This is a genomic window from Tessaracoccus sp. OS52 (genome assembly GCF_020687685.1).
Taxonomy (GTDB): domain Bacteria; phylum Actinomycetota; class Actinomycetes; order Propionibacteriales; family Propionibacteriaceae; genus Arachnia.
Map to the genome: position 1 here is coordinate 247,972 of NZ_JAJEWM010000002.1, position 15,273 is coordinate 263,244.

The window sequence follows — 15,273 nt, forward strand, 5'->3', positions numbered from 1 at the left end:
CGTGAAGGAACGCAATGGCTGACTGGAAGCAAGTGCAGACCGCTATCACCGAGGCGGTCGCCTCCCTCGGGAGGGGCGGCACCCTCGTCGTGAAGAAGGACGCACCCGAGACCCGGATGCAGTTCTCCGTCTCCCCCGAGGGCGACACCCTGCGCACCGAGGTCTCCAACGAGAGCGCCGGCGACGACGAACGCCTCCGTGAACGCGGCTGGGAACTGTGCGACGAGTGGAGCGGGGTGTGGCGCCGCTCGACGCCGTGGCCCGCGGCGCCGGAGAAGGTCGAGGAGGCCGTGAGCGAGGCCGCATTCGTGGTGCGCGCCGTCTGGGGCAACCCTCGCCCGGGGAACTTCGGCTACCTGGCCTGGCAGGAGCCGGAGGCGGCGCCGGGCTGGCAGTTCTGGAAGGCAGGCAAGGAGAAGCAGCTCAAGTTCCCGAACCTCGGGCTGCCCGCAGCACCGGAGCCAGACCCGAACTCCTGAACGGGCAACGGTTCCCCGCGTTCGTGAGAGATCTCTAATCCGCGTCTCCGCGGCGCCTCATCTTGGGGCGGTTGAATGAGGGTTGTCGAAGGAGAATGAGATGTCCCTGATCAACAAGACCACAACCTGGATCGCCGCCGCCGTGGTGGGGGTGGCTGCCGTGCTGGGCGGAGTCCTGGCCTCCAGCGCCAGCCCGAACGACGGAGACGACGTCCAGCCGGCCATCACCGTCACGCCCAGCGCCCACCCCGACCAGGACTACGTCCCCATCCGGGTGGGCGGCGACGACAGCAGCCCCACCCCTTCCCCCTCGCCGAGCCTCAGCACGCCCGATGTGACGCCCCTGCCGGAGAGCAGCACCTCGGAGGCGACAGCCTCCCCGTCGGCCTCCTCTGCCACCACTACCGGCAAGCCGGTCCCCAACCTCGCTCCCGTGCAGTACGACGATGACGACGACCACGACGACGACAGCGACGACGACAACAACGATGACAGCAACGACGACGACAACCATGACAGCAACGACGACGACAACCACGACGACGACAGCGAGTCCGACGACGACTGAGCCTCGCCCGCCTCGCTGACCCAAGTGCCGCCCCCGGTTCCCCCGACCGGGGGCGCATCGCGTCCGGGCCGTTCTCACAGGCCGTGTAACACGATGGTGAGACAACCGTTACGGCCGGGCAACCCACGGGACACTGCCGCGAAACGGGCCGCCCGTAGCGTCAATGACGTGACCAGACCAGACATTGCCCAAGGCCCCGACGCCGCAGCCCGCCACGTCGTCGTCGTCGGCGGCGGCATGGTCGCGCACCGGCTCGTCGAGGCGCTCCGCTCCCGCGACACCTCCGGCACTTGGCGGATCTCGGTGTTCGCCGAGGAACCACGCCGCCCCTACGACCGCGTCGCGCTCACCAGCTATTTCTCCGCCCGCGACCCAGAGGAACTCGCCCTGGGCAACCCCGGGCTCTGGGACGACGAGCTCGTCACCTTCCATCGCGGCTGCGGGGTCACCGCGATCGACCGCGACGCCCGCACCGTCACCGACCGCCTCGGCCGGGTCCACGCCTACGACGAACTCGTCCTGGCCACCGGCTCCAGCGCCGCCGTGCCGCCCATCCCCGGCAACGACCTGCCCGGCGTGTTCGTCTACCGCACCATCGACGACGTCGCGGCCCTGCGTGGCTGGGTGGAGAAGAAGCGCCACCCCGCCAACTTCCGCCCCGACGACGAGTGGACCGTCCGCGGCGCCGTGATCGGCGGTGGCCTGCTCGGCCTCGAGGCCGCTGGGGCGCTCAAAGCGCTCGGCGCCCACGCCACCGTCATCCAGAGCGGCACCCACCTCATGAACGCGCAGGTGGACCTCGGCGGTGGCGAGGCCCTCAAGCGCCTGATCCAGGGCGTCGGTATCGCCGTGCGCTGCGACACCCTCACCACCGCCATGAAGGCCTCGCGCCGCACCGGCCACGTCGGCCGGCTCGACTTCGCAGACGGCGGCCGCGTGGACGTCGACGTCGTGGTCGTCGCCACCGGCGTCCGCCCCCGCGACGAACTCGCCCGCGACGCCGGCCTCCCGGTGGGGGAGCGCGGCGGTGTGGTCGTCGACGCGGCCTGCCGCACCGTCGACCGCCACGTCTGGGCCGTCGGCGAGGTGGCCTGCATCGACGGCCGCTGCATCGGCCTGGTGGCGCCCGGCTACGCCATGGCCGAGGTGGTGGCCGACCGGCTGCTCGGCGGCGCCGCCACCTTCCCCGGCGCCGACACCGCCACCAAGCTCAAGTTCCAGGGCGTCGACGTCGCCAGCTTCGGCGACGCCTTCGGGGACACCCCCGGCGCGATGGAACTCGTCCACTCGGATCCGGTGGCCGGCGTCTACAAGAAGCTCGTCCTCTCCGACGACACCCGCACCCTGCTCGGCGGCGTGTTCGTCGGCGACGCCGCCCCCTACGCCACCCTGCGGCCGCTGCTCGGCGCCGAACTGCCGGGTGACCCGGGCCTGTTCCTCCTGCCCGAGGGCGCCGGCGCGCAGGGAGCGCCCAGCGTCGAACTGCCCGACGCCGCGGTCGTCTGCTCCTGCAACAACGTCACCGCCGGCACCATCCGCGGCGCCGTCACCGAGCACGGCTGCACCGACCTGGCCGGCGTCAAGGCCTGCACCCGCGCCGGCACCAGCTGCGGCTCCTGCCTGCCGCTGGTCAAGAAGCTCACCACCACCGAACTGGAACGCGCCGGCGTCGAGGTCTCCAGCGCACTGTGCGAGCACTTCGACCTCTCCCGCGCCCAGCTGTTCGACGCCGTCCGCGTGGCCGGCCTAACCACTTTCTCGGACATCATCAACCGCTTCGGCCGCGGCGGGCGCGGCTGCGACATCTGCAAGCCCGTCGTCGCCTCCGTCCTTGCCTCGTTGGACTCCGGGCACATCCTCGACGGCGAACGCGCCACCCTCCAGGACACCAACGACCACGTCATGGCCAACCTGCAGAAGGACGGCACCTACTCGGTGGTCCCGCGCATCCCCGGTGGGGAGATCACGCCGGAGGGGCTGATGGTGATCGGGCAGGTTGCCAAGGACTTCGGGCTCTACACCAAGATCACCGGCGGCCAGCGCATCGACATGTTCGGCGCCCGGATCGAGCAGCTGCCGCACATCTGGCGCCGGCTGGTGGAGCACGGCTTCGAGTCCGGGCACGCCTACGGCAAGTCCCTGCGCACGGTCAAGTCCTGCGTCGGGTCCACCTGGTGCCGCTACGGCGTGCAGGACTCCGTCGGCATGGCCGTGGAGCTGGAACTGCGCTACCGCGGCCTGCGCTCGCCGCACAAGATCAAGCTCGGCGTCTCCGGCTGTGCCCGCGAGTGCGCCGAGGCCAGGGGCAAGGACGTCGGCGTGATCGCCACCGACAAGGGGTGGAACGTCTACGTCGGCGGCAACGGCGGCTTCACGCCGCGGCACGCGCAACTGCTGGCAGAGGACCTCACCAGCGAGGAACTGCTGCGCACCATCGACCGGTTCCTCATGTACTACATCCGCACCGCGGACCGGCTGCAGCGCACCGCACCGTGGGTGGAGGACCATGAGGGCGGCCTGGACGCCATCCGTGCGGTCATCTTCGACGACTCGCTGGGCATCTGCGCGGACCTCGACGCCGCCATGGCCCGCCACGTCGACAACTACTATGACGAGTGGCGTGCTGTTCTGGAGGACCCGGAGAAGCTGCGCCGGTTCAACGCCTTCGTCAACGCGCCCACCTCGCCGGACCCGGACCTCGCCTACGTCACCGAGCGCGGCCAGATCCGGCCCGCCACCGCCGACGAGCGCGCGCTCGCCGGCACCGCCCCCGCCGGCCCCGTCGTCATAGCCGGCACCACCCTGGAGGTCCGTCGATGAGCATCATCCCCGTCCCCACCTCATCCGCCACCGAAACCGTCTGGGAGCGCGTCTGCCAGTTGCAGGACCTCCTGCCCGAGCGTGGCGCCGCCGCCCTCGTCGACGGCGTCCAGGTGGCACTGTTCCGACTGGCCGACGACACCGTGCTGGCCGTCCAGCAGCGGGACCCGTTCTCCGGGGCCAACGTGATGTCGCGGGGCATCGTCGGCACCCGCGCCGGTGTCGCGACCGTCGCCGGCCCGATGTACAAGCAGGTCTTCGACCTGGTCACCGGCCGCTGCCTCGAGACCGCCGGCTACACCCCCGTCGTCGGGCTGGGCCCGGACCTCGCCACCTGGCCGGTCGAGGTCCGCGACGGCGTGGTCCACGTCGCCACCCGCCCGAGCACGCTCCCCGCACCTGCGGTGGCCGCGTGAGCACCCAGGCGGCCCGCGCCCGGCCGGACCCCGTCGTCGGGGACGAGCCCGCGGCGCCCACCACCCGGACACCGCTGGAGCAGCCGATGGCCGGGTGCACGGTGCTGTTGACCGCGGATCGGCGCAAGAGCGAACTTGCCGCCGCGCTGGCGCGTCGCGGGGCGGAGATCCGGCACGCGCCAGCCCTGAGCATGGTCCCGCACGCCGACGACGCCCTCCTCCTGGCCGGCACCCGCGAGCTCATCGCCCACCCGCCCGACGTGCTGGTGGTCACCACGGGAATCGGGTTCCGGTCCTGGGTGGAGGCGGCCGACGCCCACGGTCTGGCCGAGCCGCTGCTGGCAGCCGTCGGCGACGCCCGCATCGTCGCGCGCGGTCCAAAGGCACGCGGCGCGATCCAGGCCGCCGGGCTCACCGCCGATTGGGTGGCGGAGTCCGAGACCTCAGCCGAGATCGCCGACGTGCTGCTGGGCGAGGGGGTGGCGGGGCTCCGGATCGCGATCCAGCACCACGGTGCGGGCGCCGATGGCCTCGACGGCGCCTTCGAGGAGGCCGGGGCGGACGTGGTGAGCCTCGTCGTCTACCGGTGGGGTCCGCCGCCGGACCCCGAGGCACTGAGCTCCTCCGTCGTCGCGGCCGCGGAGGGGGAGATCGACGCTGTCGTCTTCACCTCCGCGCCGGGCGCGGAGGCCTGGCTGTCTGCCGCCGACAGCCAAGGGCACGGCAGGGCGGTGGTGGGAAGGTTCATCGACGGCTCGATGGTGGCAGCCGCAGTCGGTCCCATCACCGCCCGGCCGCTCGAACAGCGGGGCATCACGCCGCTGCAACCCGAGCGCGGCCGGCTCGGCGCGCTCGTCCGCACCCTTGTCCAGCACTACGAGCGCGCCGGGACGCTCGCGGTCTCGACGGTGGCCGGGAACCTGCAACTGCGCTCCCGGGTGGCCGTGCTCGACGGCGCCATCCTCGCCCTGTCCCCGAGCAGCCTCGAGGTGCTGCGCCTGCTCGCCGCCCGGCATGGAGAGGTGGTCACCCGTGACGAAGTGCTCGACGTCCTCCCCGGCAGCTCCCGCGATCCGCACGCCGCGGAGGTGGCGGTGGCCAGGCTGCGGGAGGCCGCGGGTCACCGGGGCCTAGTCGCCACCGTCGTGAGGCGCGGGTACCGGCTGGGCCTGGCCTGAGCGGCTCGAGGGGGATCTCGACACGTCGTCCGCTCGTTCCTCGCGGCTCCTACTCGATCAGCGGAGATGGTCGCGTTTCGCTGGTCGAGTGGCCGGCGAGGGACGAGTCGGCGTGTCGAGACCCCGGGGAGGCGAGGGTGATCTCGACACGTCGCCCGCTCGTTCCTCGCGGGCTCCTACTCGATCAGCGGGTGGTGGTCGCGTTTCGCGGGCTCCTACTCGATCAGCGGGAGTTGGTCGCTTTTCGCTGGTCGAGTAGCCGGGGAGGGACGAGTCGGCGTGTCGAGACCCCCGGGGGAGGACTCAGACCAGGCGGTAGCCCATGCCGCGCACGGTCTCGAAGCGCTCCTTGCCCAGCTTGGTGCGCAGGTAGCGGACGTAGACGTCGACGACGTTGCTGCCGGGGTCGAAGTCGTAGCCCCAGACGTTGCTCAGCAGCTGCTCCCGGCTCAGCACCTGGCCGGCGTTCTGCAGGAACGTGGCTGCCAGCGTGAACTCCCGCGCGGACAGGTCCACCACCCTGTCATCGACGAAGGCCTGCCGCGTTCGCAGGTCCAGCCGCAGGCCGTTGTGCGACAACTCGGTGCCGGAGGAATCCGCGTTGGATGCCTTGCGCAGGCGCAGTCGAATGCGGGCCAGCAACTCCTCGAAGCTGAACGGCTTGGGCATGTAGTCATCGGCGCCCCCCTCCAGCCCGGTGACCCGGTCGGTCACCGACGCGCGCGCGGTCAGCATGATGACCGGGACGTCGACCCCCTGCCCGCGGAGCCGCTCCAGCACCTCGAAACCGTCGATGTCGGGGAGGCCGACGTCGAGGACGACCAGGTCGAAGTTCCCGTGGGTGGCCAGCGCCGCGCCCTCGACGCCGGAGGTCGTCGCGTGGGTGGTGAACCCGGCCGCCTTGAGCCCCTTGGCGATGAACGAGGCGATCCGTTCCTCGTCCTCGATGATCAGGATGGTGCTCACGAAGTCTCCTTCTGGGGTGCCAGCGGCAGGGCGAGCGTGAACGTGGACCCCACGCCGGGCTCGGACTGGATGTCGAGCCGCCCGTCGTGTGCCGCGACGATGGATTCGACGATGGACAGGCCCAGACCCGCGCCCGAGTGCCCGTCGGTGGCCCGGCCGCGGCCGAAGCGCTGGCGGATCCGCTCCAGATCCTCGGGGTGGATGCCGCTGCCGTTGTCCTCGACGCTCAGGTGGACCTCGCCCTGCACCAGCTCGGAGGAGAACGTCACCGCACTGCCGGGCTCGGAGTACTTGACCGCGTTGGCGGCCAGTTGCAGCCACGCCTGCGTGATGCGGTCGGGGTCGAGCCAGGCGTCGCTGGACTCAACGTGCCGCAGGCGCCAGCTCCGGTCACCGAGCGCGCGGGCCTTCTCGAACGTCTGGTCGGTCAGCGTAGCCAGGGACGTCCACCGGGGACGGACGAAATCGCCCTGCTGGGACTTCGCCAGGGTGAGCAGGTCGCCCACGAGGCCACCCATCCGGTCCAGCTCGTCCATGGCCAGCTCACGGGTCTGGCGGACGTCGGCGGGGTCGTCGACGTCCATCAGTTCGAGGTGACCGCGCACGATCGTGAGTGGGGTGCGCAGTTCGTGGCCGACGTCGTCGAGGAGGGTCCGCTGGCCCTCCACGGCCGCCTGGAGCCGGTCCAGCATCCGGTTGATCGTCATCGACAGTCGGGTCAGGTCGTCGTTGCCGCGCTCGGGGACGCGCGTGGTGAGGTCGTGCTCGCCGATGGCCTCGGCCGCCGCGCGCAGTTCCTCCACCGGCTTCAACAGTTCACCCACCAGCAGCCACGCCACGACGGCGGCCGCGACGCTCGCTCCCAGCGCGACCACCAGGAACGCGACCATGGTGTCGTCGAGGTCCTCGCGCGCGCCGTCGAGGTTGTGCACCTGCACGAGGGCGCCGGTGGCCTCCGGGAAGTGCACGGGCGTGACGATGTAGTAGTACTCCCGCTGGCCGGTCCTGAGCCTGCCGCGGGTGACTGACTCGGCCGACGTCAGGGGCTGCACGTGTCGCATGAGCTCGTCGTCGTCCTCGGGACGGAACTGCACGCCCTCCGACGACACCCACTCCACCTGTCCCTCGACAAAGCCGATCTCTCCCTCGTCCACGCTCAGCACGGATCGGGCGAGGTAGGTGCGCAGCAGCTCCGACGGCCCCGCGAACGTGACGCCGGTGGTGGGGTCCACGCCCTCGGTGGCCAGCACGACGAACTCCTGCCGGTTGAGCTCCAGGTCATCGGCGACCCGGCGCTCGATCGAGCGCCCCTCCAACAGGAAGACCAGCGTGCCCGTCGCCGCCAGGACGAAGACCGCGAGCAGGACCATCGCCAGCGAGATCCGCTGCCGGATGGACACGCGCGGCGGCTCGGGCGGCGTCTCGGTCCGGATCATCTCCCCATTCTCACGGATCGTGCCCAACGCTCCCTCGTCCGCGGCGGCCCCTGCTGTTGCCGGCCCAGTCATGCGCCGATTGCGGCGCTGCGGTGTCCCTTGGCGAGGACCGCGTCGAGCACGGGGGGAGCGTGTGCGATGTGGGCACCGATGTGCGCGTTGACCTCCAGCACCACCGGCCTTCCACTGCGGCGACGGCGGATGTCCACCTCCGCCGGCCCCAGCAGCCCCAGCGCCCTGCAGGCGGTCAGCGCCAGCCCCGCCACGGCGGGGTCCTCCACGACGGTGGCGCCCGCGTCGGCCAGCGTGGTGCCGTCCCGGCCCCTCGTCGACACGGGAACGGCGACGTCGTCGGCGGGTTGGTCGCCGACGAACACGCAAACGCTGTACTCCGGTCCCGGGATGTATTCACAGACCAGCTCGCAAGAACCCAGCGAGTGGTCCTGCGGCCACTCCGTCAGCAGGCGGACGCCCTGGCCCTCGCAGCCTATCCGGGGTTTGACGATGAATGGCGCACCGATCACCTCGGCCACGGTCCGGGACACCTGCCAGCCCTGCGCCGACAGCGGCACGGCCACCCCGGCGGAAGCCAGCAGGCGGGTGGTGAGCCACTTGTCACCGGCAGCGACCACGGCCTCGAGTGAGCCGACGACCGCCTGGGGCAGGTGCCGGGCGGCGGCGATCACGTGGAGCTCGGCGCACAACGTCGGAAGGAGGAGGTCGACGTGGTGTCCGGCCACCAGTTCCACCAGTTGGGACAGGTAGTAGGGATCCCCGACGGCCGGAGTCTCCAGCACCTGGATACCGTCGGCCCGTGGCGAGGGCTGCGGATCCGCGCCCAAGACGTCGAGTCCGCGCAGGCTCAACTGGTCGATCAGGTTCCTGCCGACGGGGCTCGTGGCACCGGTGACGAGGACGCGCATCATTGCGCCTCCTTTGATGAGGGAGCGTCGCGTGCCCGCTGCGCCCCGGGTAGAAGGTTGACCATGAAGATACAGCCAACCGCGCAATCGTGATGCCGCTGTGAGAGGAAGATGAGAGCGCCCTCATCAGCGGCGCCGCTACTGGGTGATGTCCCAGCTCAGCAGCTTGGCCCGGTCCGCCTTGGAGGTGGAGCCCTGCAGCGCCAGCAACTCGGCGTAGATGCCGCCCGTGGTGGCGAGTTCCGCGGGGGTGCCCACCTCGTCGATGGCGCCGTCGCGGATGGTGACGATCCGGTCCACCGTCGAGATGGTGGACAGGCGGTGCGCGATGATCAGCGTCGTCCTGCCCTCCATGAGCTCTTCGAGACCCGCCTGGACCTGGCGCTCCGCCTTGGTGTCCAGCGACGACGTCGCCTCGTCCAGGATGAGGATGGGAGCGTCCTTCAGCATGGCCCGGGCGACGGCGATGCGCTGCTTCTGCCCGCCGGAGAGTTTGATGCCGCGCTCGCCGATCTCGGTGTCGAAACCCTTGGGCAGCTTCTGGATGAAGTCCAGGGCGTTGGCGCGTCTGGCGGCCTCCCGGAGTTCGGCCTCGGAGACGTCGTCGCGGCCGTAGGCGATGTTGCCGCGAACGGTCCCGGAGAACAGGGATGCGTCCTGGAACACCACCCCGATCTGGCTGCGCAGCGCCGCCGTCGGCACCTCGGTGACCGAGCGGCCATTGACCCGGACGGTGCCGGAGGTGGGGGTGTAGAGCTTCATGACCAGGTTCACCAGCGTGGTCTTGCCGCCGCCGGACTCGCCCACGAAGGCGATCCGCTCGCCGCGCCGGATGGCCAGGGACACGTCGCGCAGGACCAGCTCCTCGCCGTAGCCGAAGCTGACGTCGTCGAAGGTGACGACGGGGTCGGTCTCCTCCCACTCGACGACGCCGCCCTGCTCGACCATCGGGTTGTGCGGCTCGTCGGCCTGCGACATGACCAGGAAGTACTCGTTGCTGCCGGTGATGGCGCGCTGCGTGCTGTCCACCATGAAGCTCATGCTGGTGATGGGCTGCTTGGCGATGTTGATCAGCTGCACCAGCAGCACCATGGATCCGACGGTGAACGTCCCGTCGGCGGTCTGCAGGAAGATGATCAGGTACAGGGCGAAGAAGACCAGGTCCAGGACCGCGCGGCGCAGGACGTCCATGGCATGCCAGAACCGGGACTGGACGCGCGTGATGGCCACGCCCTTCTGGTAGCGGCCGGTGAACTCCGCCAGTTCCGCGCGTTCTGTGACGAAGGACTTCACCACCCGCATCTGCCCGATCACCTCGGCGAACCGGCCGCCCGCGGCGTCGTACTCCAGGTTCTTGGCGGTCTCCAGCCGCTGCCAGCGCCGCGACGTCAGCGCCGTGAGCCACACGAACGCCGGGTAGATGATGATCAGCAGCAGCGCCAGCCAAGGTGAGTGGAACGCCGAGATCACGAGCACAGCGAGGACCGTGATGAGCGTGGTGAAGAAGCTGTTGGAGAACATCTGCAGGAAGTCGCTGATCGAGGTGATCGAGCGGTTCAGGCGCGAGATGAGGGTGCCGGTGAGTTCGGAGTCGAAGTAGCGCTGCGGCAGGCGCAGGAGCTTGTCGAAGTAGCGCTGCGAGAGGATCACCCGCAGGCGGGTGCTCATCACGTCACCGAGGTACCCGACGATGTTGGTCACCAGCGTGTTGGCGAGCATGATCCCCAGCAGCGCGACCGCCAGCCACACCAGCTCGGTGACAGCGCCTTCGCCGTTGCCGCCGGCCATGTCCACGACGGTCTGGGTGGCCTGGGCGATCACGAACGGGGCGAGCAACGTCGTTGCCGACGTCAGGACCGAACCGGCGATGATTCCGGCGTACAGCGGCCACAGCTGGCTGGCGGTCGCGAGGATACGCGCGATGCTGCGCATCAGCGGAAGCCCTTCGTCCCCCACGGGGTGTCGTTGCCGTTCGGTGGGCCCTCGACCTCCACCACGGCGATCCCGCTGCGTTTGAGCTCCAGATTGGCCATCCGGGAGATGACGGCCGCATCGCCCCGGCGCCACGCCGCCACCGGGTCGTCGCTGATCTTCGCGAGCTGCGTCATGGGTGCCTTGGCCATTGCCCGGAGCGCGAACAGGTCGAGGTCGGCGAGCTGGTCGATGTAGGCGCGGGCGGCCGCGGACTCGCGGCCGCGCCGGATCCGCGGCGGCAGGTAGATGAGCGCGAGGGTCAGCGTCGGCATCGCGAAGGCGAACCAGAACAGCAGCCAGGCGGTGCCATGGATGGCGTCGGCCTGCGCGGCGGCGTCGGTGGCCAGGCCGCGGAGCGCGTCCCCGATCCCGGTGAAGCCGCCCTGCAGTTCCTCCCCGACGAACGGAACCTCGCGGATCCGGTCGCCCAACCCGTCGACCTCGCCCGCGAGGTCCCGGGTGGTGGCCCCGATGGATTCGGACGGCACCGCCAAGAGGTCGACGGCCCCCTTGATGGTCCAGGCGATCAACCCCCACATGATGGCCCAGCCGATGAGCACCAGGTCACCCACCAGGTGGAGTGCGCGACGGGTGGGTGTGACACGAGCGATGTGCATGCGGCCTCCCTTCCGCAGTAGCTTGTCACACCCGCAGGGGACTCCGCTTCGTGCCACGGTTGCGGGGAGGCACCCTCGCCCGAGGACGCGCAGGATGCTGAATCCCTGACGGGTGAACCGGAGGTCATACAGAGTTGGCCGACAGTTAACCGAGCAGCGCGGAGCGTTAACCCCCGCTCGCTACGTTCCGGCCATGCGCAACTCGAAGACATTACTGGTGGCCGTGCTGGCCACACTGATGGTGCTGATCGCACCCGTGACCGCCCGCGGTGACGCCACCGCCCAGGCTGAGTCCACCATTGCCCAGCTGGTGTTCCTCGGATCCGGAGTCCAGACCGTCAGCCAGGAGTTTCCCAACTTCATCGAGATCGACGGCCAGAAGATTTCCTTCCCCGACACCGACGTCATGAACTACACCGAGGCCCGGATCCCCGTCGACCTGGCCACCTTCACGGCGGACCCCCTGGTGGTGACGGTGGAAGCGGCCTTCAAGGAGTCCGCCGCCAAGACCGACGACTTCACGCTGCGAGGCGTCCACCTGGAACTCCCGGACGGCACGTTGGTGTTCCAGGAGGGCACCAACGAGGCCACCTCCTACCCGTTCCGCTGGGCGGACAACACCTACAGCCGGGTGTTCACCTTCCCGATCGCCGGGGCCACGGCGTCACCGTCACCGTCACCGTCGCCGACGCCGACGGTGAGCGAGTCCGCCGAGCCGACCCCAACCGCCTCGGAGACACCGACCGCCGAGCCCACGGTGACCGAGGAGGCCGGTGAGCACGCCGTCGACCTGACCCTGCCACCGTCCCCGCTGGCCGGCGAGGTCACCATCAGCGGCCGCTCCACCGACGCCGCCGACGACCTGTGGTTCAACATCGACGGCACCCTGGTCCGCGGCGGCCCGGCGGGTGCGTGGGTGATGTTCGAGGGCAATGGCATCCAGACCCAGACGCAGCGGTTCGAGAACCGGATCATCGTGGGCGGCCAGACCTTCCCGATGCCCGAGCGCGACATCCAGAACTGGGAGACCGTCTCCATCTTCATCCCCGGCGAGGTGCTCACCAGCGACCTGACCGTCACCATCGCTGCCGGTGGGCGCAACAACAACCACGACGACTTCTGGGTGCGCGACGTCCGAGTCCTGCTGACCGACGGGACTGTTCTGCGCGACGCCAAGCGGGACCCGGCCCAGGCCGTGGAACTCGCCGACGGCTGCTGCCCCGACCCCAACCGTGAGCCAATCACCACCTTCGACTTCGACTACACGCCCTCCGCGACGGACCTGGCGCAGGTCTCCTACGAGTGGGACACCACCGCGGTGGCCGACGGTGAGCACACCGTCGAACTCGTGGCCTCCGGGGTCCGCGGCGAGGTCAAGGACTCCGCCACCGTCGTGGTCGACAACACCGGCCCGGTCGTGGCCGTGACCGCCCCCGCGGCATCCCTGAAGGGTGAGGTGGCGCTGGCGCTTGACGTCCAGGACGCCTCGGAGGTCGCCAGCGTCGTCGTGACGCTGAACGGCGAGGAGGTCGCCGTCGGAGCCACCCTCGACTCCGACGACCTGCCCGTCGGCCCGGCCGAGCTGCTCATCGTCGCCACCGACGCACTGGGCAACGTCACCGAGCACACCCACACCTTCGAGGTGATCGGCGAGGACCCCACCAGCGTCGAGCTGGTGGCTCCGACGGCGGCCACCGTCGAGGCCGGGGACGTGCAGCTCTCAGTCCGCGCCACCGACCCCGCCGGCGACGACCTGCAGGTCAGCTTCCACCAGGCCGGCACCACCCGGGCTGCAGACACGGTCGCCTCGTGGCAGGGCGTCGCCGACACCGAGCCGCCGGCCGACCTGGCCGGCTCCGAGGGCCAGGCGCTGTCCGCCGAAGATCTCGCGCTCGCGAACCGGACCGACGGCGAACGCCTCGAGACCCGTGCGAACGAGGGCTTTCCCTACCAGCGCTACGACCTCGAGGTACCGCAGTTCGCGGGCGACTCCGAGGTGGAGGTGGAGTGGCGCGGCCACTCGCTGCCCAACCGCCTGGTGACCCTCTACGCCTGGAACAACGTCACCTCTGCGTGGGACGCGCTCGCGTCGGGACGCGACCCCAAGGGCGCCGAGCTGCACCTCAAGGGCGCCGTCGCGGCGGACCACGTTTCCGACGGCCTGGCCAAGATCCTGGTCCAGGACCAGCTCCCCGAGCCCGAGAGCTACGACTTCAACTTCGCCTGGGTCACCGACACCCAGTACTACTCGCAGGACTTCCCGGAGGTCTTCCGGGCGATGAACCAGTGGATCGCGGACACCGCCGAGGAGCGCAAGACCGTCTACACCATCCACACCGGTGACCTCGTGGAGACCACCGGGTCACTGCCCCAGTGGGATGTGGCCGACGACGCGATGCAGATCCTCGACGACGCCGGCATGCCCTACGGCGTGCTCGCGGGCAACCACGACAACTCGTCCGGCACCAACCACACCAACTACGGCAACACCTTCGGCGACTTCCGGTTCGAGGGCCAGCCCCACGTCGGAGGCACCCACAACAACAACCAGAACAGCTACCACTTCGTGGACCAGGGCGGCGCCGAGTTCATCGTCGTCTACCTGAGCTACGGCGTGACCGCAGAGGAACTCGAGTGGGCAGCCGGGGTGCTCGCGGCTCACCCGGAGCGCAACGCGATCATCGCCACCCACGACTACCTGTTCGCCAACGGAACCCGCAGCCCCGAGGGCCAGGCCATCCACGACGCCCTGGTCGCGCCGTTCGACAACGTGTTCCTCGTGCTGGCCGGTCACGCCCCCGGCGTCGCGCGCAACGTCATCGAGACCATCGGCAACGACGGCGAGCCCCGCCAGTACATCGAGATGATGGTGGACCACCAGTTCGCCACCACCGCCGGCGGCCAGCGCGACACCGGCTTCCTCCGGATGCTGCAGTTCGACGTCGCCGCCAAGACGTTGCAGGTGAGCACATACTCGCCGGTCCTGGACAGCCACGCCTATTTCGCCGAGGAGCAGGAGAACTTCACGCTGCCCATCGACATCGTCGACGCCGAGCGCCTCGTCGCCACCGACTCGCTGCAACTCCAGGTCCGCTCCTCGGAGCCGATCACAGGGCCGGTCGCGATCGCTTCCGGTGAGGTCGCGAGCGGGACCTGGGCAGGGTTGGAGCGCGGCGCCTACTCCTGGTACGCGGAGGTGACCGACGAATTCGGCGGGCGCCTGCTCTCCGACGTGTTCACCTTCGACGTGGCAGCGGGCACCGAGCCCACCCCCACCCCGACCGAGCCGACGACCTCACCGTCGCCGACCCCGACCAAGTCACCGACGGTGAGCCCCACCCCGAAGCCCAGCGTCAAGCCGACGCCCGCGCCGACGGCGAGCTCTCCCGGCGACGTGTACACGACCCCGGGCTTCCACATCTCGGGCGGACGCAGGTGGCACACCACGTGCGAGCCGTACTCCCAGACGTTCCGGTGCCGTACCGACATCTGGGCGACCCAGGTGAACAGCGTCGACGGCCGCTACGTCTCGAGCAACGGCTGGGTGTTCAACAACCTCACCTACCTGCCGATGATGAAGCGGGACGCCTGGGCCGGCAACCCACTGGGCAAGGCGGGCGAGTGGGTCGCCGCTGACGGACGCCGCTGGCGCACCGAGTGCGACAACGCCGTGACAGGCAGGAACGGCTGCCGCAGCTACACCTGGACCAGCTACATCGCGGCCGAGCAGGTCTCGACGGGTGAGTGGGTCTACTACCCGACCGAGAACTGGGTGTTCAACAACCTGGTCCGCTTCAAGGCCTGAGCCGACGCCCGACGGAGGTGGGTTCGTGGATGCGCGAACCCACCCCGGTCGGGTGACTCGGAGCCATGAGAAAGCCGCCGACCCCTCGTGG

The 15,273-nt window shown here is 70.1% G+C and carries 11 protein-coding genes; 6 read left to right on the plus strand and 5 right to left on the minus strand.

The features are described 5' to 3' along the window. The first annotated feature begins 14 nt into the window (after window positions 1–14). The 5 genes from LKO27_RS10720 (at window position 15) to LKO27_RS10740 (ending at window position 5,461) form a co-directional block, all read left to right on the plus strand. Window positions 15–479: a hypothetical protein gene (locus tag LKO27_RS10720; protein ID WP_227737495.1), complete on the plus strand. Its 465-nt coding sequence runs from the start codon at window positions 15–17 to the stop codon at window positions 477–479. A gap of 100 nt (window positions 480–579) precedes the next feature. After that, window positions 580–1,047, plus strand: coding sequence for a hypothetical protein (locus LKO27_RS10725; RefSeq protein ID WP_227737496.1), 468 nt, complete (start codon window positions 580–582; stop codon window positions 1,045–1,047). Window positions 1,048–1,215: 168 nt separating this feature from the next. Continuing rightward, window positions 1,216–3,867, plus strand: a complete 2,652-nt coding sequence (gene nirB / locus LKO27_RS10730; protein WP_227737497.1) for a nitrite reductase large subunit NirB — start codon at window positions 1,216–1,218, stop codon at window positions 3,865–3,867. Further along, window positions 3,864–4,283, plus strand: a complete 420-nt coding sequence (gene nirD / locus LKO27_RS10735) for a nitrite reductase small subunit NirD (RefSeq protein ID WP_227737498.1) — start codon at window positions 3,864–3,866, stop codon at window positions 4,281–4,283. Before nirB ends, nirD begins: the two co-directional genes overlap by 4 nt. Next, on the plus strand, window positions 4,280–5,461 hold the full coding sequence (locus tag LKO27_RS10740; RefSeq protein ID WP_227737499.1) for a uroporphyrinogen-III synthase: 1,182 nt from the start codon (window positions 4,280–4,282) through the stop codon (window positions 5,459–5,461). Before nirD ends, LKO27_RS10740 begins: the two co-directional genes overlap by 4 nt. Before the next feature lie 303 nt (window positions 5,462–5,764). Here LKO27_RS10740 and LKO27_RS10745 read toward each other — a convergent pair whose 3' ends face one another. The 5 genes from LKO27_RS10745 to LKO27_RS10765 all read right to left on the minus strand — a co-directional run bounded on the left by LKO27_RS10745 (window position 5,765) and on the right by LKO27_RS10765 (window position 11,377). Further along, window positions 5,765–6,427 (minus strand): response regulator transcription factor, encoded by a 663-nt coding sequence (locus tag LKO27_RS10745; RefSeq protein WP_227737500.1) that lies wholly within the window; start codon window positions 6,425–6,427, stop codon window positions 5,765–5,767. Next, on the minus strand, window positions 6,424–7,863 hold the full coding sequence (locus LKO27_RS10750) for a HAMP domain-containing sensor histidine kinase (RefSeq protein WP_227737501.1): 1,440 nt from the start codon (window positions 7,861–7,863) through the stop codon (window positions 6,424–6,426). Before LKO27_RS10750 ends, LKO27_RS10745 begins: the two co-directional genes overlap by 4 nt. Before the next feature lie 68 nt (window positions 7,864–7,931). After that, on the minus strand, window positions 7,932–8,789 hold the full coding sequence (locus LKO27_RS10755) for an ATP-grasp domain-containing protein (protein ID WP_227737502.1): 858 nt from the start codon (window positions 8,787–8,789) through the stop codon (window positions 7,932–7,934). A 135-nt stretch (window positions 8,790–8,924) separates the two neighbouring features. Next, window positions 8,925–10,718 carry an ABC transporter ATP-binding protein gene (locus tag LKO27_RS10760; protein WP_227737503.1) on the minus strand — a complete coding sequence of 598 codons (1,794 nt, stop codon included), beginning with the start codon at window positions 10,716–10,718 and terminating at the stop codon, window positions 8,925–8,927. Continuing rightward, the gene (locus LKO27_RS10765; protein ID WP_227737504.1) at window positions 10,718–11,377 is read right to left on the minus strand and encodes a hypothetical protein; all 660 of its coding nucleotides are present in this window, start codon (window positions 11,375–11,377) and stop codon (window positions 10,718–10,720) included. Before LKO27_RS10765 ends, LKO27_RS10760 begins: the two co-directional genes overlap by 1 nt. Window positions 11,378–11,570: 193 nt before the next feature. Here LKO27_RS10765 and LKO27_RS10770 point away from each other — a divergent pair, with 193 nt between their 5' ends. Continuing rightward, window positions 11,571–15,182 carry a metallophosphoesterase gene (locus tag LKO27_RS10770; protein WP_227737505.1) on the plus strand — a complete coding sequence of 1,204 codons (3,612 nt, stop codon included), beginning with the start codon at window positions 11,571–11,573 and terminating at the stop codon, window positions 15,180–15,182. Window positions 15,183–15,273 lie beyond the last annotated feature (91 nt).